Source organism: Micromonospora sp. DH13 (genome assembly GCF_020873825.1).
Lineage (GTDB): Bacteria > Actinomycetota > Actinomycetes > Mycobacteriales > Micromonosporaceae > Micromonospora > Micromonospora haikouensis.
The window spans coordinates 138,657-155,977 of the sequence record NZ_JAHWGR010000012.1; the positions used below are offsets into that span (position 1 = coordinate 138,657).

Genomic DNA, 17,321 nt, shown 5'->3' on the forward strand with positions numbered 1-17,321 from the left:
ACCGGTCGACCGCCGTCCACCAGGACAGCCCCGGGCCGGTGCCGACGCGGCGTCCACGACGTCGTGCCGGCTGGTGGGAGAGGAGCCCTCCGCTCTTGTCGTCCCTCAGAAATTCGCTGCGCGCACTGGTGACGGCCGGCCTCGTGGCCACGCTGATCGCCCCGGCGTCGGTGGCTCGGGCAGAGCCGACCCCCGCCGAGCTGACGCGGCGGATCGAGAAGTCCTCGACCGAGCTGGAACGGGTCGTCGAGTCCTACAACAAGCTCAACGAGGACATCAAGGCGAACAAGGCCACCGCGGCGAAGCTCGCGGCCCGGATCGGGCCGTTGGAGGAGCAGACCGCGCAGAGCCGGGCGGATGTCGGCACGATCGCCGTCACCGCGTACAAGTCGGGCCGGCTGGACGCCGCCAACGCGCTGCTGAGCCCGGGCGGGCCGAGCACCCTGCTGGACCGCCTCGACACCCTCGACCAGCTCAGCCGGCAGCGCCAGCAGCGGATCGCCGGCTACACCGAGAACCAGCGCCGGCTGCTTGACCAGAAGGGGCGGCTGGACGCCACGCTGGCGAAGCAGGCCGCGCAGGCGAAGCAGCTCACCGCCAGCCGCAAGCGGATCGAGAAGGACCTGGCCGAGCTGTACGAGATGCGCCGGCAGGCGTACGGGCGGGCCACCGAGCCCACCCCGCCGAAGGCGCGTTCGGGCGGGAAGTCCGGCTCCGGCGAGAAGGCCCCGGCCGTCTCGGGCCGGGCCGGCGCGGCCGTGCGGTACGCGTACGGGGCGCTCGGCAAGCCCTACGTCTGGGCCGCCGACGGCCCGAACGGGTACGACTGCTCCGGCCTCACCTCCGCGGCCTGGCGGGCGGCCGGCAAGTCCCTGCCGCACAACACGCGGATGCAGTGGGGGGTGGTCAGCCACATCAGCCGCAGCGAGCTGCGCCCGGGCGACCTCGTCTTCTACAACAGCCTGGGCCACGTGGCCATCTACGTCGGCGACGGCCAGGTGATCCACGCGCCGACCTTCGGCCGCAACGTGGAGAAGCGGGCCCTCGCCCTGATGCCGCCCTACGGGTACGGCCGGGTCCGCTGACCGGCTCCCGCGCGACGGCGAACGGCCGGCGTCCCCCTATCGGACGCCGGCCGTTCGCCGTCATTACTACCAGCTCAGGCGGCCTGCAGCCCCTCCGCCCGGGCCAGCTCGCGCAGCCGGCCCAGCGCCTGGATCTCCAGCTGCCGGATCCGCTCCCGCGACAGCGAGAACCGCGACGCGACCTCGGTCAGCGAGTGCTCCCGTCCGTCCTCCAGGCCGTAGCGGGCCCGCATGATGCCGGCCGACCGGTCGTCGAGGTGATTGAGCAGGCCCTCGATGCGCTGCCGCTCCAGGCCGGTGAGGACGATCTCCTCCGGCGACGGGGCGTCGCTGTCGGCGACCAGGTCGCCGAGGTTGGTGTCGCCGTCGTCGCCGACCGGCGTGTCGAGCGACACCGTGTCCTGCGACCAGCGCACCAGCTCCCTGACCCGCTCGACGGTGACGCCGAGGGCCGCCGCGATCTGCTCCGGCTCCGGGTCGCTGCCCAGCTCGCGGGTGAGCTGCCGGGCGACGTTGCGCATCCGGTTGACGTCCTCGACCAGGTGCACCGGCAGCCGCACGGTGCGCTCCTGCTGGGCGATCGCCCGGCTGATCGCCTGGCGGATCCACCAGGTCGCGTAGGTGGAGAACTTGAACCCGCGCTCGTAGTCGAACTTCTCGACCGCCCGGACCAGGCCGGTGTTGCCCTCCTGGATCAGGTCGAGCATGGGCATGCCCGAGCGCACGTAGCGCCGGGCGATGGAGACGACCAGCCGCAGGTTGGCGCGGATGAAGAGGTCCTTCGCCCGCTCCCCCTCGGCGACCACCCGCTCCAGGTCGTCCCGGGCGACACCGGCGGGAACGCTGTCCGTCTCGAGCAGGTGCTCGGCGTACAGCCCGGCCTCGATCGACTTGGAGAGGTCGACCTCGGTGGCGGCGTCCAGCAGTGGCGTCCGGGAGATCTCGTGAAGGTAGACTCCGACCAGGTCGCGCTCCTCGGCCACCTCGTCGGTTCGCATGCCGATGTTCTTGTCCACGTTGCCCACGGTCCCCTCGCTCGCGCCGGTTGCCCGGTTCCTTGCCATCCCCACGTCCATCAGCCCTCCCCCGTAACTTCCGCTGTGCCCTCCGGTGCTGACCTGACACCTGCACAACAGTTGAGACGCGTCGGGGATTCCATGTCGTGAGTCGAAAGTGTCACGAATGCCTGAGTAGTAGCTGAGAGCCCGGTCCATGTTTGCTGTCAGCACCCCGAAAAGTGGCTCGCCGTTGGCGCCACCGACGGGTCGGCGGATCGACGGAACGCGTCCGCCTCTGGCATGGCACCATCGCCACCCCGGGGCGCACAGCGACCCGCGTCACCGCCGTACTGCGATCCTGGTCACCGGCTGATACGCGGCGGCGGACCGGTCGGTTCATTCACGGATACGGAATACCCTCGCCCCGGTTGAACAATCCGTGCCGTGTGGTAAGTCCCACCGTCGGCGCTTGGTGACCACCGTCACGGCCCGCACCCGGCAGGGGCCGCAGACGCTCAGGAGGCGAGCAGGTCGAGCGCGCCCCTGACCTGGTCGGCAGCGCGGGCCAGGGCGGCCCGGGCGGCGGGGACCTCGGCGCCGGAGACGAGCGACACCAGGGCGGTCTTGAGGTCACCGTCGGCCTCGTGCAGGGCCCGCCGGCAGACCTCCTCGGCGCAGCCGGTGGCCTCCATCAGGATCGAGATCATCCGGCCGCGCAGCTTGGCGTTGGTGGCCACCATGTCGATCATGAGGTTCGAGTAGACCCGCCCCAGCCGCACCATGACGGCCGTGGAGAACGTGTTGAGCACCAGCTTCTGCGCCGTGCCCGCCTTCATCCGGGTCGAGCCGGTCACCACCTCGGGGCCGGTGTCGACCCCGATGAAGACGTCGACCGACCCGGCGGCCTCGGCCTCCGGGTTGGCGCAGAGCAGCACCGTCGAGGCCCCCTGGGCCCGGGACGCGGCGAGCGCCCCGAGAACGTACGGGGTGCGTCCGCTGGCGGCCAGCCCGACGACGAGGTCGCCCGCGCCGACGCAGTCGGCCGCCTCGGCCGCCCCGCCCCGGTGGTCGTCCTCGGCGTCCTCGACGGCCCGCCACATCGCGTCCGGGCCGCCCGCGAGGTGGGCGCAGAACCAGTGCCGGGGCGAGTTGAAGGTGGGTGCCAGCTCGGCAGCGTCCAGCACCCCGAGGCGGCCGGAGGTCCCGGCGCCGAAGTAGTGCACCCGGTGCCCGCCGCGCAGCGCGGCGACCGCGAGGTCGACGGTGGCGGCGATCTCGTCGAGGACCGCGGCGACGGCGGCCGGCACCCGCCGGTCGGCCTCGTTGATCACGGTGAGCACGTCCCGGGTGGACATCAGGTCGAGGTCGACGCTGCGCGGGTTGCGCCGCTCGGTGGGCGCGCCCACCCGGACCACCGGACGGGCGGGGACCGCCGTGACCTCCCCGGGCTCGACGCGCCCGGCCGTCATCCCCGCCTCCGGCCGGGGCCGACCCGTCGGGTCCGCACCGCGTCGGCGGTGACCTCCAACGCCCGGCGGGCCCGCGCGCGGTTGCGGGCGGCCACCCCGACGAAGAGGCAGTCGACCACGGTGAGCTGGGCCAGCCGGCTGGCCATCGCGCCCGAGCGGTACGTCGTCTCGCGGGCCGCCGTGGTGAGCACGAAGTCGGCGACGTCGGTGATCGGCGAGCGGGGGAAGTTGGTCAGCGCCACCGTGCTGGCCCCCCGGGCGCGGGCCTGCTCCAGCACCTCGATCACGTCGGCGGTGGTGCCGCTGTGCGAGATGCCCACGGCCACGTCGCCCTTGGCGAGCAGCGCGGCCGAGGTGAGGGCGGTGTGCACGTCGGGGAAGTAGAACGCCATGCGGCCGATGCGGTGCAGCTTCTGCTGGAAGTCCGAGGCGACGAAGCCGCTGGCGCCCGCGCCGTAGACCTCGATCCGCCCCGCGCCGACGATCGCCTCGACGACCTGCTCGCAGACGGCCGGGTCGAGCTGCTCGGCCGTCTCCTCCACGGCCCGGGCGTCGTTGAACGCGATGGTGGCGATGATCTGGGCCAGGTCGGCGCCGGGCGGGATGTCGCCGCCGACGACCCGGGCGTCCGGCGGCTCGACCCGGCGGGCGGCCTCGGCGGCGAGCCGGATGCGCAGCTGCGGGTAGCCGTCCATGCCGACCGAGCGGCAGAACCGGATGACGGTCGCCTCGGATGTCTCGGCGGCGGTGGCGAGGTCGGTGATGGTGCGCCGGGCGGCGTCCGCCGGGTCGGAGACCACCAGTCGGGCCACCCGCTGCTCGGCGGGCGACAGCGAGGGGAGCAGGCCGCTGATGTGGACGATCAACCCACCCGGCTCGTGACTCGCAGAAATCTTCGGACTCTTCGCCACGGATGAAACTTACTTTCACCGGGCGCGAGCGTCAACCATGTCTCCACGTATCGGGAAAAAAGTACTCCGGACGTTCACGAGTGTTGCGGAAAGACTGTCATCCACGCAGCGCCCGACACCTCCCCCGGAGGGGCCCCGCCCCGTGCTGGACGGGCGCGGCGACCCACCGTCCGGGCGGCGGCACCCTTCGGTGGGGCACCCGGGGTGGGCCGGCCGGCCTACGGTCAGGCCTGACCCGCCACGAGCAGCCCCGGCCCCCGGCCGGCGTCGTCGACGGGGCGCGCCACCGGGCCGGGCGTGCCGGTCGGTGCGGCCGGAGCGGGCTCGGCCGGCGGCGGAGCGGCCGGGGCGGCGGCCTCGGCGGGCGCGGCACCCTGGGCCGGCAGCCAGGCGGCCAGGTGGGCCCGGATCTGCCGGGACACCTCCTCGGGCGGGCGGCCGGCGTCGACGACCACGAAGCTGGGGAACTCGGGCAGCGTGCGGTACGCCGTGTCGGCGGCGGTCAGCCAGCCCATCGTCTCGTGGTCGGTGCCGCGCCGCTCGATCCGCTGGTACGCCTCGGCCGGGTCGACCGCGAGCAGGAAGGTGACCTGCGGCGGCGGGAAGAGGCGGTATCCGGCGCGGGCCAGCCGCTCCCAGCGCTGCCCGCCGTGCGCGCGGATGCTGGCGTACTGGCAGGCGGAGTAGCGGTCCATGACGGCCGTCCGGCCGGTGACGAGGCAGCTCAGCAGCGCCGCCGCGATCGCCAGCCAGCGCAGCACGGACTCGACAGCGAGCAGGCCGCGCCGGCCGACCAGCCGCTCGGCGTCGGGGCGGCCGAGCCGCTGGGCGAGGCGACCGAGCCAGCGGCGGCCGCCGGCGTTGCGGTGGTAGGTGGCGGGGCGGCCGGCGGCGGTCAGCGCCTCGGCGAGGTGGTGGGCCTGGGTGGTCTTGCCCGACCCGTCGATGCCGATCAGGGCGACGGCGCGCAGTCGGGCCCCGCCCCGCCGGTCCCGCAGTGATCTGGCCACCTTCACCAGACTATCGGACCCGCGCTCACCTCCGGCGTTTCGTCCCTTTGCAGCCGGTTCGCGCCCCGCGCGGCGAGGCTCAGGTGTGGGCGAACGAAATGCCGGGTACGCAAATCGAATCCGCCTGTCCACGACACGACCGACGGGAGAGCCACATGGCCGAGCGCGGGGACGAGACCCTGGTGCACACGCTGAAGAAGGTCGCCGCCGTGCTCAAACAGTCCGAGATCCCGTTCGCCCTCGGCGGCAGCTTCGCGGTGTACGCCCACGGCGGGCACTCCAGCGAGCACGACGTCGACTTCCTGATCCGGGGCGAGGACGTGGACCGGGCCCTGGAGGCGCTGGTCGAGGCGGGCTTCGACGCCGAGCGCCCGCCCGAGGACTGGCTGGTGAAGGTCTACGACGACGGCCGGATGGTGGACCTGATCCACCGCCCGATCGAGACCCCGGTCACCGAGGAGACGTTCGCCGACACGATCGACCGCCCGGTCGACGCGATCCACATGCCCGTGCTGTCCGCGTCCCTGCTCATGGTGCACAAGCTGCTCAGCTTCTCCCAGCACTACTGCGACTTCGCCCGGGCGCTGCCGCTGGCCCGGTCGCTGCGCGAACAGATCGACTGGGAACGGGTACGCAAGGAGACGCAGCACTCGCCGTACGCCGAGGCGTTCCTGGTGCTGCTCGACCGGTTGGACGTGGTGCCGTACGCCGACGCCACCGAGGAGAAGGAGACCGCGTGAGCGAGCACCGTGACAGCGCCGCCGGGACGCCCGCCGTCACCGCCGGCCCGCCCGACGAGTACGTGGAGGCCGAGATCCACCGGCTGCTGGCCGAGGACCCGGCCGTCGCCGAGCAGGGGATCACCGTGGTCCGCCGGGAGCGCGGCCTGGTCCTCTACGGCGAGGTGGAGAGCCCGCACCGGCGCGAGGAGATCCTGCGCCGGGTCGCCGAGCGCTTCCCCGACGTGCCGGTCACCAGCGACATCGGGGTGATCCGCACGCAGGCGCCCACGCAGGTCGAACAGCTGCCGTGAGGGAGGTCGGAAGGTGATCCGGATCGCCGCCGTGGGCGACGTGCACCTGGACGAGGACGTGGTGGGCCGGTTCCGGCCCGCCCTGGACGAGCTGCCCGACTGCGCCGACGTGCTGCTGCTCGCCGGCGACCTGACCCGGCACGGCACCGAGGCCGAGGCGCGCTGCGTGGCCCGGGAGTTCGGCGGGCTGGGCGTGCCGGTGGTGACGGTGCTCGGCAACCACGACCACCAGTGCGACCAGGTGCCGCAGGTGGTCAAGGTGCTGGAGGAGGCCGGCATCCGGGTGCTGGAGGGCGAGGGGATCGTGCTGGAGTTCCCCGCCGGGCGGCTCGGCGTGGCCGGGGTGAAGGGCTTCGGCGGCGGCTTCGCCGGCCGGTGCGCCAGCGACTTCGGCGAGCCGGAGATGAAGGCGTTCGTCCGCACCACGAACGAGAGCGCGGAGGCGCTGGGCGCGGCCCTGCGGGGGCTGGACTGCGACCTGCTGGTGGCGCTGACCCACTACTCCCCCGTGCCGGACACGCTGGCCGGCGAGCCGCTGGAGATCTACCCGTTCCTCGGGTCGTACCAGCTCGGGCAGGCCATCGACTCGGCGCCGACCGCGCTGGCCCTGCACGGGCACGCGCACGCCGGCAGCGAGCGGGGCACCACCCCGGGCGGGGTGCGGGTGCGCAACGTGGCACACCCGGTGATCAAGCAGGCGTACAGCATCTTCCACCTGGGAGATCATCTGGACGCCGGGGAGGTTTCCCGGATCGGTCACTCGGGTATTCAGCAGCCATGGAGCTGATTCTCTGGATTCTCGCAGTCGTACTCGTGGTCGCCGGCATCCTCGCGCTGTTCCGCCGGCAGATCCTGTGGGGCATCGTCCTCATCGTCGTCGGGCTGTTGGTCGGCCCGGGCGGGGTCAGCATCTTCAACACTTGATCCCCGACTTCGTCGTATCCACCACCGACCCGCCGGGGTCGTCGTGACCGGAGCCTCGTCCTCCCAGACAGGGGCCACCGGGCAGGACGACCCCGGCGCCATGCCGTCCGGGGTTTGCCGGCGCCGGCCGCCGGGCACCTGCTGCACATGACAGTTTCGGACAGCATCCGGCGCACGACCGGGGGCCGGAAGTGGTGGGCGCTCCTCGGCTTCGGCGCGGCCGTGACGGTCGCCGCCGCGATCGGCGGGCTCGGCGTGCGGGGCACCTCCGAGGAGTACGCGAGCCTGAACCAGCCGGACTGGGCTCCCCCGTCCTGGGTCTTCGGCCCGGTCTGGACGTTCCTCTACGCGCTGATCGCTGTCGCCGGGTGGCTGGTGTGGCGGCGGGTCGGCTTCGGCCCGGCGCTGTACGCCTGGACGGCCCAGCTCGTGCTGAACGCGATCTGGACCCCGCTGTTCTTCGGCGCCGGCCGGTACGGCCTGGCGTTCGCCGAGATCGTGCTGATGTGGCTGGCCATCGGGGTGACCGTGGTGCTGTTCGCGCGGGTCTCCCGGCTGGCGGCGGCGCTGCTGCTGCCGTACTGGGCGTGGGTCACCTTCGCCGCCGCCCTCAACTTCGCCATCTGGCAGCTCAACTGAGCTGCAAGGAAGGGCCCCCTGTTAACGCTTTCTGTTGCACAGGGGACCCCTCCTAACACGCGTGGCGGTCAGCAGCGCGGGACGTTCGGGATGTAGCCGTCGTAGCCGGTGTAGACGTACGCGTCGGCGATGTACCGGCCGCTGCCGATCCGGTCCCAGATCGAGCTGGTGCCGTACGTGCCGGTGACCGTGGTGCCGCTGGTCTGGCAGTGGATCGTCACCTTCGTCCCGTCCGCGACCGTGCCGACCGAGGAGTACCCGGTGCCCGGGCCGGAGCGGACGGTCAGCGGGGTGCCGCTGGTGTCGACCGTGCCGGAGCCGGTGCTCGACGAGCAGTTGTTGTCGCTGGTGTACGTCTTGGTGCCCCAGTACAGCGCCAGGTTGCCGTTGAACCGGACCTGGATGTCGTTGCCGTTGAGCCGCTGCTCGTAGTGCAGGTGCGGGCCGGTGGAGCCGCCGGTGCTGCCGACCCAGCCGATGACCTTGCCGTAGCCGACGCTCTGGCCGACGGAGACGTTGAAGCCGTTGAGGTGGGCGTAGTAGGTCGTGTAGCCGCCGCCGTGGTCGATGCGGACGTACTTGCCGTAGCTGGTGCCGCCCAGGTCGGTCACCCGGTCGACGGTGCCGGGGGCGCTGGCCACCACGGGGTCGCCCTGGTCGTCGGTGCGGTTGAAGTCGACGGCGTACGCCGGGCTGTGGTCGGAGCGGGTCTGGCCGGACCAGGACTGGCCGCAGGGGAAGGGGACCTTGAAGGTCGGGGCGGCCAGGGCCGGGGTCGCCGGCACCAGGGTCGCCGCGATCAGTGCGCCGACCGCCGCGAGGCTGTACCACCGCTTACGCATCCAGCACCTCCGATGTCGATAAACTTCAATCGATTGCCTTCAGCGTGACAGATTCCTGCATCGACCGAAAGGGGTCACGGAGGGTGGAACCCCCCTATCGGTGGGAGCGTGTCCACTAGGGGTGAGCTGGTTTCGGGATTGTTACTCGTCCGTGTCCGATGGGGGGTGGACGCGCTCCAATGCAAGCGCTTACATGTGGTGACGCCCATCGGACCGGCGCCGGTTGAACGCGACCGCGCCGGCAAGGAAGGAGAACGGCATGGCGGTCTTTGCCAGACCACGCCAGGCTCTCGCGGTCGCCGGCGTACTGGGGCTGGCGCTCAGCGTCACTGCCTGTGGCACCGGCGACGACAAGAGCAGCGACAAGGCGGACTCCGCGGAGTGTGCGGCTTACGAGAAGTACCAGGGCAACGACGGCAAGAAGGTCACGATCTACTCGTCGATCCGGGACATCGAGGCCGACCGCCTCGACGAGTCCTGGAAGCAGTTCGAGGACTGCACCGGCATCGAGATCGACCACGAGGGCAGCGGTGAGTTCGAGGCCCAGCTCGGTGTCCGGGTCGACGGCGGCAACGCGCCCGACCTCGCCTTCATCCCGCAGCCGGGTCTGGTCAAGCGGTTCGCCGACGCCGGCAAGCTCAAGGCGGCCAGCGCCGACACCAAGGCGATGGCCGAGCAGAACTACTCGGCCGACTGGCTGAAGTACGGCACCGTCAACGGCCAGTTCTACGGCGCCCCGCTCGGCTCCAACGTGAAGTCCTTCGTGTGGTACTCGCCGAAGACCTTCAAGGAGAAGGGCTGGACCGTCCCCACCACCTGGGACGAGCTGATCGCCCTGAGCGACAAGATCGCGGCGAGCGGCACCAAGCCGTGGTGCGCGGGCATCGAGTCGCAGGACGCGACCGGCTGGCCGGCCACCGACTGGGTCGAGGACATGATGCTGCGGACGCAGACCCCCGAGGTCTACGACCAGTGGACCACCCACGGCATCCCGTTCAACGACCCGAAGGTCGCCGAGGCCGTGGACAAGGCCGGCGCCATCCTCAAGAACGAGAAGTACGTCAACGGCGGCTTCGGCGGCGTGAAGAGCATCTCCACCACCTCCTTCCAGGAGGCGGGCACGCCGATCACCACCGGCAAGTGCGCCCTGCACCGGCAGGCGTCCTTCTACGCCAACCAGTGGCCGCAGGGCACCAAGGTGGCCGAGGACGGCGACGTCTTCGCGTTCTACTTCCCGGCCATCGACCCGGCCAAGGGCAAGCCGGTGCTGGGCGGCGGCGAGTTCGTCGCGGCCTTCGCCGACCGTCCCGAGGTCCAGGCCGTGCAGACGTACCTGGCCTCCGGTGAGTACGCCAACAGCCGCGCCAAGATCGGCGACTGGGTGTCGGCCAACAAGCAGCTCGACCTGGCCAACGTGCCGAACCCGGTGGACAAGCTCTCCGTGCAGATCCTGCAGGACCAGAAGAGCGTCTTCCGGTTCGACGGTTCGGACCTGATGCCGGCCGCCGTCGGCACGGGGACGTTCTGGAAGGGCATGATCGACTGGATCAACGGCAAGGACACCGCGACCGTGCTCCAGGGCATCGAGAGCAGCTGGCCGAAGTGATCTGAGGCGGTGGGCCGGTCCGTCGACACGGGCCGGCCCACCGGCCGAGCCGAAACCCCGAAGGAGGGTTGATGGAGTTCGACTTCGCCGACGTGCAGCCGAAGCTCCTCATGTTGTTGTACGGGCTGATCGCGTTCGCCGTGGTCGTCGGGGGCCTGCTGCTGCTCCTCGACGCCGTGCCGTCCTACTTCGCCCGACGCCACGAGGCACAGCTGATCGCCGCCGCGGCGAACGGGGCTCCACTGCCCCGGCGCCGCAAGCCGCGCGAGGGCATGTTCGCGTTCTTCTTCCTGCTGCCAGCGGTGCTGCTGCTCATGATCGGCCTGGTCGTCCCGGCCATCCGCACCACGTTGCTGTCGTTCATGGACGGCGGCAGCCGCAACTGGGTGGGACTCGACAACTACGCCTGGATGTTCTCCGACAGCTCGATCATCCGGGTGCTGATCAACACGCTCGTGTGGGTGCTGCTGGTGCCGCTGGTGGCCACCGCTTTCGGGCTGCTCTACGCGGTCATGGTGGACAAGGCCCGGTTCGAGTCGGTGGCCAAGTCCCTGATCTTCATGCCGATGGCGATCTCGTTCGTCGGCGCGGCGATCATCTGGAAGTTCGTCTACGCCTACCGCGGCGAGGGGCAGGACCAGATCGGCCTGCTCAACCAGATCGTGGTGAGCCTCGGCGGTGAGCCCAAGCAGTGGCTGCTGGAATCGCCGCTGAACACCCTGCTGCTGATCGTGATCATGGTCTGGATCCAGGCCGGCTTCGCCATGGTGGTGCTCTCCGCGGCGATCAAGGCCATCCCGGCCGACATCGTCGAGGCCGCCCGGCTCGACGGGGTCACCCCGTGGCAGATGTTCTGGCAGATCACCATGCCGAGCATCCGCCCGGCGCTGATCGTCGTGGTCGTGACGCTGTCGATCGCCACGCTGAAGGTCTTCGACATCGTCCGGACCGCGACCAACGGCAACTACGACACCAGCGTCATCGCGAACGAGATGTACAACCAGGCGTTCCGGTACGGCCAGAACGGGCAGGGCTCGGCGCTGGCGGTCTTCCTCTTCGTCCTGGTGATCCCGCTCGTGATCTACCAGATCCGCAACCTGCGTCAGCAGCGGGAGGGCTGAGATGACCACCACGACGCCCACGCTCCCCGCCGGGGCACAGGCCACCGGAAAGACCACCACCACCGCCGGCCGGGTCCGCAAGCGGCTCAACAGCCGCACGGCGACGCTGATCTCGATCGTCATCGCGGTGTTCTGGACGATCCCCACCTTCGGCCTGTTCGTCTCCTCGTTCCGGCCGGAGAACGAGATCAAGACCACGGGCTGGTGGACGTTCTTCACCAACCCGCAGTTCACCCTGGAGAACTACCAGGAGGTGCTGTTCGGGCGCTCCTCGTCGTCGGGGCAGTTGGCCAACTACTTCATCAACTCGCTGGCGATCACCATCCCGTCGGTGCTGTTCCCGATCGCGTTCGCGTCGCTGGCGGCGTACGCGCTGGCGTGGATCAACTTCCGGGGCCGGGACTGGGCGTACATCGCGATCTTCGCGTTGCAGATCGTCCCGCTCCAGATGGCGCTGGTGCCGCTGCTGAAGTTCTTCTCCACCGGCGTGACCCTCGGCGGGGTGACCCTCATGCCCGCCTGGGACCTGGTCGACGAGCAGAAGTTCGCGCAGGTGTGGTTCGCGCACACCTGCTTCGCGCTGCCGTTCGCCGTCTTCCTGCTGCACAACTTCATCGCGCAGCTCCCCAAGGACCTGATGGAGGCGGCCCGGGTCGACGGGGCAACCCACCCCAAGATCTTCCGCACCATCGTCCTGCCGCTGATCACCCCGGCCCTGGCGGCCTTCGGCATCTTCCAGTTCCTCTGGGTCTGGAACGACCTGCTGGTCGCGTTGATCTTCGCCGGGGGCAGCAGCGAGACCGCCCCGCTGACCGTGCGGCTGGCCGAGATGGCCGGCAGCCGGGGCAACGAGTGGCAGCGGCTGACCTCGGGCGCGTTCGTCTCGATCGTCGTACCGCTGATCGTGTTCCTGTCGCTCCAGCGATACTTCGTGCGCGGCCTGCTCGCCGGCAGCGTCAAGGGCTGACTCGCGACCGCCGCCGCCCGCGTTCCCGGGCGGCGGCGGTCCGGGCCGGAGCGGGAATCCATGACCAAGATCGATGATGTCGCCCGCCTGGCCGGGGTCTCCACCGCCACCGTCTCGCGGGCCCTGCGCGGCCTGCCGACGGTCTCCGCGGCCACCCGCCGCCGGGTCCTCGCCGCCGCCGAGCAGCTCCAGTACGCGGTCTCGCCGAGCGCGTCGCGGCTGGCCGGCGGGCGGACCGCCACCGTGGCCGTGATCGTCCCCCGGATCACCCGCTGGTTCTTCGGCACCGTGGTCGAGGCCGTCGAGGAGACCCTGCACGAGTCCGGCTACGACCTGCTGCTCTACAACCTCGGCGGACGGGAACGCACCCGCCAGCGGGTGCTGGGCACCGCCAACCTGCACAAGCGGGTGGACGCCGTGATGCTGGTCGCCACCCCGCTGCGCCGGGCCGAGCTGGCCGCGCTCACCGTGTTGGACCTGCCCGGCGTGACCATCAGCTCCGGCAGCGGGGTGCCCGGCTGGCCCTGCGTACGCATCGACGACGTGGCCGCCGCGCGGACCGCCACCCGACACCTGCTCGACCTGGGCCACCGCCGGATCGCGCACATCTCCGGCGACCCGGACGACGAGCTGGCCTTCACCACCCACCTGGACCGGCGCCGGGGCTACCAGGAGGCGCTGCGCTCCGCCGGCATCGAGCCCGACCCGTGCCTGGACGTCGAGTCGCAGTTCACCATCGACGGCGGCGAGCAGGCCACCATCGAGCTGCTCGCCCGGGGCGAGCCACCGACCGCCATCTTCGCCGCCTGCGACGAGATGGCCATGGGCGCGATGAGCGCGCTGCGCGACGCGGGCCTGCGGGTCCCGCAGGACGTCAGCGTCATCGGCATCGACGACCACGACCTGTCCGGGGTGCTCGGGCTGAGCACGATCGCCCAGCCGGCGGCGGAGCAGGGCCGGCTCGCGGCCCGCATCCTGCTCGACCCGCTGGGCGGCCGGGACCTCCCGCCGCCGGCCGGGCCGCTCGTGCCCGGGCCGCTCGTGCCCGGCCCGCGCGGGGTCGGCCCGGCCGGGCCGTCCGCCGCGCCGCTGATCCTGCCCACCCGCCTCGTGGTACGCGACTCGACCGCCCCGCCCCGGGCGGACTGAACGCGGGCCGTCCGCCCGGCACCGGGCAGACTGGACGGGTTCGTCCGCGTGCCACCGGGGAACCATGACCGGGACGGCTTCGACACACGGGAGAAGGCCCTGAACACCGACGCGACCCCACAGCAGCAGTCCACCGGCCCCACCACCGACTGGTGGACCGAGGCAGTGATCTACCAGATCTACCCGCGCTCGTTCGCCGACGCGAACGGTGACGGCATCGGCGACCTGCCGGGCATCACCGCCCGCCTCGACCACTTCGTCGAGCTGGGCGTGGACGCGGTCTGGCTGTCGCCGTTCTACCCGTCGCCACAGGCCGACGCCGGGTACGACGTGGCCGACTACCGCGACGTGGACCCGCTGTTCGGGCGGCTCGCCGACGCCGACCGGCTGATCGCCGAGGCGCACGCCCGCCGGCTGCGGGTCATCGTCGACCTCGTGCCCAACCACACGTCGTCGGCGCACCGCTGGTTCACCGCGGCCCTCGCCGCCGCCCCGGGCAGCCCCGAGCGCGCCCGGTACGTCTTCCGCGACGGCCTCGGGCCCGACGGCGACCAGCCGCCCAACGACTGGACCAGCGTCTTCGGCGGCCCCGCGTGGACCCGGGTCACCGAGCCCGACGGCCGGCCCGGCCAGTGGTACCTGCACCTGTTCGACCCCGGGCAGCCCGACCTGAACTGGGACAACCCGGAGGTCCGCGCCGAGTTCCTCGACGTGCTGCGGTTCTGGCTCGACCGGGGCGTCGACGGCTTCCGGGTGGACGTGGCGCACGGCCTGATCAAGCAGGCCGACCTGGCGAACTGGCAGGAGCCGCAGGAGATCCTCTCCGGCAGCGAGGTCGACAAGCCCCGCCCGCCGATGTGGGACCAGGACGGCGTCCACGAGGTCTACCGGGACTGGCGTCGCCTGCTCGACTCGTACGACGGCCAGCGGATCCTGGTCGCCGAGGCGTGGGTGGAGCCGGCCGAGCGGCTGGCCCGCTACGTGCGGCCCGACGAGATGCACCAGGCGTTCAACTTCGAGTACCTCACCGCGTCCTGGACCGCACCCGCCCAGTACGCGGTGATCACCCGCTCGCTGGAGGCCACCGACACCGTCGGCGCGCCCACCACGTGGGTGCTGTCCAACCACGACGTGGTCCGGCACGCCTCCCGCCTCGGCCTGCCCGTCGGCACCCCCCGCCCGAACGGCATCGGCATCGGCGACCCGCAGCCGGACGCCGCGCTGGGCCTGCGCCGGGCCCGGGCGGCCACCCTGCTGATGCTGGCCCTGCCCGGCTCGGCCTATCTCTACCAGGGCGAGGAGCTGGGCCTGCCGGAGCACATGACGCTCCCCGACGAGGTGCGGCAGGACCCGACCTGGGAGCGCAGCGGGCACACCGAGCGCGGCCGGGACGGCTGCCGGGTGCCGATCCCGTGGGAGGCCGACGCCCCGTCGTACGGCTTCGGGCCGACCGACGCGAGTTGGCTGCCCCAGCCGCCGTCGTGGGCCGAGTACGCGCTCGACCGGCAGCGCGACGTGCCCGGCTCGACGTACGAGCTGTACCGCACCGCGCTGCGGCTGCGCCGCGAGCACGGGCTCGGCCGGGGCAGCCTCTACTGGCTGGCCTCGGGCGACGAGGTGGTGAGCTTCCGCAACGGCGACGTCACCGTGCTGACGAACTTCGGCGCGACGCCGGTGCCGGTGCCGGCCGGGGCGCAGGTGCTGCACGCCAGCGCCCCGCTGCCCGACGACGGCACCGTCGGCCAGGACGTCACCGTCTGGTTCCGCCCCGCCTGATCCCCGCCACCCCACCCGGCTGCGCGCCTTGGCCGCGCCCGGCCTGGCCTGCCGCGCACCGGGTGCTCCGCTGGCGTCGCAGGGCGATCCGGCGGGTGCTGGGGGCTCTGTCGCCGCGTAGGGAGCTGATGTCGTAGATGACTCACCCCCGTTCCGCCCCGCCCCGCCGACCGGTGAGGCGGGGCGGAACGGGGACGCGCGGCAGGCGGGACGAGCGGGGCAGAAGCAACGGATGGGCGCAGCCGGGGCTGCACGGGCCCCTGAGTCATCTATGACATCAGCTCCCTATGCGGCGGAGGATCCCTGGCCGGGAGCCCGCCGTGAGTGAAGGCGCACACGCCGGAAGCCCGCCGCGACCGCGTCCTACAGGCGTTCGGCGCGCTCGTGCAGCAGGGTCCGCACGGCGTCGATGTCGCGGGGCGAGGTGCGGGAGGCCAGCCAGTACATGACGCCCGTCGGCACGAAGAAGAGCTGGAACACGGCCAGCCCGACGGCGTAGTTCAGCGGCGGCGGGAACGCCGCCCGCAGCGCGTGGAAGGCCACCCCGACCAGCCCGTTGCCGGCCGCCCGGCCGACCCCGTTGACCAGGTTGCCGAGGCTGTAGACGGTGCCCCGGTGCTCGGGCGGGTTGACGTCGGCGATGAGGGCGAACCAGTTCGGCGAATTCGCCGACGTCAGCGCCAGCGCGAAGACGGCGGTGAGCAGGCTCAGCCCGACCGTCGGCTCGGTCACGACGCTGGCCAGCACCGCGCCGACCACCGCGCCGGTGGAGCCGCCGTCGGGCACGTCGATGCGCAACGGCACGAAGAACAGGACCAGGTAGAACGGCAGGGCCGCGAGGATGCCCACCGCCGCGACCAGCGCCCGGCCCCGGGGCGTACGCCGCTGCACGGCGTCACCCACCAGCCCGCCGACGATGGAGAGCACCCCGCCGAGCTGGAACAGGGTGGCGAAGACGCTGCCGACGACGACGGCCGTCGCCGCCGAGTAGCCCTGGGCCTGCGCCCGCTGGGCGAACAGCACCGGTAGCCAGACCAGCGACCCGAAGGCCGCCTGGGCGGTCAGCCCCTGCAGGACCAGCCAGCGGTTCGTCCGCCGGGCCAGGATGCCCGGCAGGTCGGCGCGGGTGATCCGGTAGTCGTACTCCGCGCCGCCGGCAAGCGCGCCGGCCAGCTCCGGCTCGCTCTGCCCGCGCCGGATGTCGTACGTGAACAGGTACGCCGCCGTGGCCGCCAGCCCGACCACGGTGAGCAGCCAGAACGGCCGCCGCCAGTCGGCGGCACCGAGCAGGCCGCCGACGAGCGTCCCGGCCAGGGTGCCGACGCCCTGGGACAGCCCCCAGAAGCTCATCACCAGCCCTCGGCGGCGCGGCGAGATGAGGTCGGTGACCACGGAGAAGCCGACCGAACCGACCGCGCCGAGGCCGACCGCCGCGACGAGCTGGGCCGCCAGGAACGCCGGGTAGCCCTGCGCCAGCGCGCTGCCGCCGGTGCCGGCCGCCCACACCAGGGTGCCGACCATCAGCAGCGGCTTGCGGTCGGTGCGGTCGCCGACGTACGCCCAACCGACGGCGGCGACCGCGCTGACCAGGAAGCTGACGGCGGTGACCAGCCCGAGCAGGCGCTGGGAGACGCCGAGCGAGCCGGAGATCGGGCCGTACAGCGGCGGGACGAGGCCGATCGCCACGTTGTCCAGCGAGGCGAGCAGCACGAACACCAGCACGCTGTACGACCGGTGCGCCGCGCTACCGCCCCAGCCCCGCCGCCGTACCACCGACCGACCCGTCACCGA

General features: G+C 72.0%; 17 protein-coding genes. 11 read left to right on the forward strand and 6 right to left on the reverse strand.

Features of this window, described 5'->3' with window-relative positions:
* Positions 1 to 95 precede the first annotated feature (95 nt).
* Positions 96 to 1,085, forward strand: a complete 990-nt coding sequence (locus tag LPA42_RS14495) for a C40 family peptidase (protein ID WP_077938589.1) — start codon at positions 96 to 98, stop codon at positions 1,083 to 1,085.
* A 74-nt stretch (positions 1,086 to 1,159) separates the two neighbouring features.
* Here the strand turns inward: LPA42_RS14495 and LPA42_RS14500 are convergent, their stop codons facing one another.
* The 4 genes from LPA42_RS14500 to LPA42_RS14515 all read right to left on the reverse strand — a co-directional run bounded on the left by LPA42_RS14500 (position 1,160) and on the right by LPA42_RS14515 (position 5,473).
* Positions 1,160 to 2,149, reverse strand: a complete 990-nt coding sequence (locus LPA42_RS14500) for an RNA polymerase sigma factor RpoD/SigA (RefSeq protein ID WP_176734248.1) — start codon at positions 2,147 to 2,149, stop codon at positions 1,160 to 1,162.
* Positions 2,150 to 2,598: 449 nt separating this feature from the next.
* Positions 2,599 to 3,552 (reverse strand): N-acetylmuramic acid 6-phosphate etherase, encoded by a 954-nt coding sequence (gene murQ, locus LPA42_RS14505; protein ID WP_077938587.1) that lies wholly within the window; start codon positions 3,550 to 3,552, stop codon positions 2,599 to 2,601.
* Complete coding sequence (locus tag LPA42_RS14510) at positions 3,549 to 4,463, reverse strand: MurR/RpiR family transcriptional regulator (RefSeq protein ID WP_043966157.1); 915 nt, start codon at positions 4,461 to 4,463, stop codon at positions 3,549 to 3,551. Before LPA42_RS14510 ends, murQ begins: the two co-directional genes overlap by 4 nt.
* A 224-nt stretch (positions 4,464 to 4,687) precedes the next feature.
* Positions 4,688 to 5,473 carry a dTMP kinase gene (locus tag LPA42_RS14515; RefSeq protein WP_077938602.1) on the reverse strand — a complete coding sequence of 262 codons (786 nt, stop codon included), beginning with the start codon at positions 5,471 to 5,473 and terminating at the stop codon, positions 4,688 to 4,690.
* A gap of 98 nt (positions 5,474 to 5,571) precedes the next feature.
* On the opposite strand from LPA42_RS14515, the gene LPA42_RS14520 reads away from it, so the two are divergent.
* From LPA42_RS14520 to LPA42_RS14540, 5 genes are all read left to right on the forward strand, one after another.
* Positions 5,572 to 6,213 (forward strand): nucleotidyltransferase family protein, encoded by a 642-nt coding sequence (locus tag LPA42_RS14520; protein ID WP_255378733.1) that lies wholly within the window; start codon positions 5,572 to 5,574, stop codon positions 6,211 to 6,213.
* Positions 6,210 to 6,506 (forward strand): hypothetical protein, encoded by a 297-nt coding sequence (locus LPA42_RS14525; protein WP_043966155.1) that lies wholly within the window; start codon positions 6,210 to 6,212, stop codon positions 6,504 to 6,506. The genes LPA42_RS14520 and LPA42_RS14525 overlap by 4 nt, the downstream gene beginning before the upstream one ends.
* A gap of 13 nt (positions 6,507 to 6,519) precedes the next feature.
* Entirely contained in the window at positions 6,520 to 7,293 is a 774-nt protein-coding gene (locus LPA42_RS14530; RefSeq protein ID WP_074477467.1) for a metallophosphoesterase, read from the forward strand.
* On the forward strand, positions 7,284 to 7,430 hold the full coding sequence (locus LPA42_RS14535) for a GPGG-motif small membrane protein (RefSeq protein ID WP_013288160.1): 147 nt from the start codon (positions 7,284 to 7,286) through the stop codon (positions 7,428 to 7,430). The genes LPA42_RS14530 and LPA42_RS14535 overlap by 10 nt, the downstream gene beginning before the upstream one ends.
* 147 nt (positions 7,431 to 7,577) lie before the next feature.
* Positions 7,578 to 8,069 (forward strand): TspO/MBR family protein, encoded by a 492-nt coding sequence (locus tag LPA42_RS14540; RefSeq protein ID WP_077938601.1) that lies wholly within the window; start codon positions 7,578 to 7,580, stop codon positions 8,067 to 8,069.
* Positions 8,070 to 8,137: 68 nt separating this feature from the next.
* Here LPA42_RS14540 and LPA42_RS14545 read toward each other — a convergent pair whose 3' ends face one another.
* Positions 8,138 to 8,911 (reverse strand): M23 family metallopeptidase, encoded by a 774-nt coding sequence (locus LPA42_RS14545; protein ID WP_077938585.1) that lies wholly within the window; start codon positions 8,909 to 8,911, stop codon positions 8,138 to 8,140.
* 259 nt (positions 8,912 to 9,170) lie between these two features.
* Between LPA42_RS14545 and LPA42_RS14550 the strand changes: the two genes are divergently transcribed.
* The 5 genes from LPA42_RS14550 to LPA42_RS14570 all read left to right on the forward strand — a co-directional run bounded on the left by LPA42_RS14550 (position 9,171) and on the right by LPA42_RS14570 (position 15,530).
* The gene (locus tag LPA42_RS14550) at positions 9,171 to 10,517 is read left to right on the forward strand and encodes an ABC transporter substrate-binding protein (RefSeq protein WP_077938584.1); all 1,347 of its coding nucleotides are present in this window, start codon (positions 9,171 to 9,173) and stop codon (positions 10,515 to 10,517) included.
* Positions 10,518 to 10,588: 71 nt separating this feature from the next.
* Positions 10,589 to 11,638 (forward strand): carbohydrate ABC transporter permease, encoded by a 1,050-nt coding sequence (locus LPA42_RS14555; RefSeq protein ID WP_043966149.1) that lies wholly within the window; start codon positions 10,589 to 10,591, stop codon positions 11,636 to 11,638.
* A 1-nt stretch (position 11,639) separates the two neighbouring features.
* Positions 11,640 to 12,605 (forward strand): carbohydrate ABC transporter permease, encoded by a 966-nt coding sequence (locus LPA42_RS14560; RefSeq protein ID WP_043966147.1) that lies wholly within the window; start codon positions 11,640 to 11,642, stop codon positions 12,603 to 12,605.
* A 60-nt stretch (positions 12,606 to 12,665) separates the two neighbouring features.
* Complete coding sequence (locus LPA42_RS14565; RefSeq protein ID WP_077938583.1) at positions 12,666 to 13,754, forward strand: LacI family DNA-binding transcriptional regulator; 1,089 nt, start codon at positions 12,666 to 12,668, stop codon at positions 13,752 to 13,754.
* A gap of 99 nt (positions 13,755 to 13,853) precedes the next feature.
* A complete protein-coding gene (locus LPA42_RS14570; protein WP_077938600.1) occupies positions 13,854 to 15,530 on the forward strand; it encodes a glycoside hydrolase family 13 protein in 1,677 nt (558 codons plus the stop codon).
* A gap of 363 nt (positions 15,531 to 15,893) precedes the next feature.
* Here LPA42_RS14570 and LPA42_RS14575 read toward each other — a convergent pair whose 3' ends face one another.
* A complete protein-coding gene (locus LPA42_RS14575; RefSeq protein WP_077938582.1) occupies positions 15,894 to 17,318 on the reverse strand; it encodes an MFS transporter in 1,425 nt (474 codons plus the stop codon).
* Positions 17,319 to 17,321 lie beyond the last annotated feature (3 nt).

What these genes read in the sequence shown, in the direction of transcription:
- LPA42_RS14500 (WP_176734248.1), bottom strand. Translation starts at nt 2,149, where the DNA reads ATGGCAAGGAACCGGGCAACCGGCGCGAGCGAGGGGACCGTGGGCAAC.
- LPA42_RS14550 (WP_077938584.1), top strand. Translation starts at nt 9,171, where the DNA reads ATGGCGGTCTTTGCCAGACCACGCCAGGCTCTCGCGGTCGCCGGCGTA.
- LPA42_RS14520 (WP_255378733.1), top strand. Translation starts at nt 5,572, where the DNA reads ATGCCGGGTACGCAAATCGAATCCGCCTGTCCACGACACGACCGACGG.
- LPA42_RS14545 (WP_077938585.1), bottom strand. Translation starts at nt 8,911, where the DNA reads ATGCGTAAGCGGTGGTACAGCCTCGCGGCGGTCGGCGCACTGATCGCG.
- murQ (WP_077938587.1), bottom strand. Translation starts at nt 3,552, where the DNA reads ATGACGGCCGGGCGCGTCGAGCCCGGGGAGGTCACGGCGGTCCCCGCC.
- LPA42_RS14535 (WP_013288160.1), top strand. Translation starts at nt 7,284, where the DNA reads ATGGAGCTGATTCTCTGGATTCTCGCAGTCGTACTCGTGGTCGCCGGC.
- LPA42_RS14560 (WP_043966147.1), top strand. Translation starts at nt 11,640, where the DNA reads ATGACCACCACGACGCCCACGCTCCCCGCCGGGGCACAGGCCACCGGA.
- LPA42_RS14565 (WP_077938583.1), top strand. Translation starts at nt 12,666, where the DNA reads ATGACCAAGATCGATGATGTCGCCCGCCTGGCCGGGGTCTCCACCGCC.
- LPA42_RS14555 (WP_043966149.1), top strand. Translation starts at nt 10,589, where the DNA reads ATGGAGTTCGACTTCGCCGACGTGCAGCCGAAGCTCCTCATGTTGTTG.
- LPA42_RS14540 (WP_077938601.1), top strand. Translation starts at nt 7,578, where the DNA reads ATGACAGTTTCGGACAGCATCCGGCGCACGACCGGGGGCCGGAAGTGG.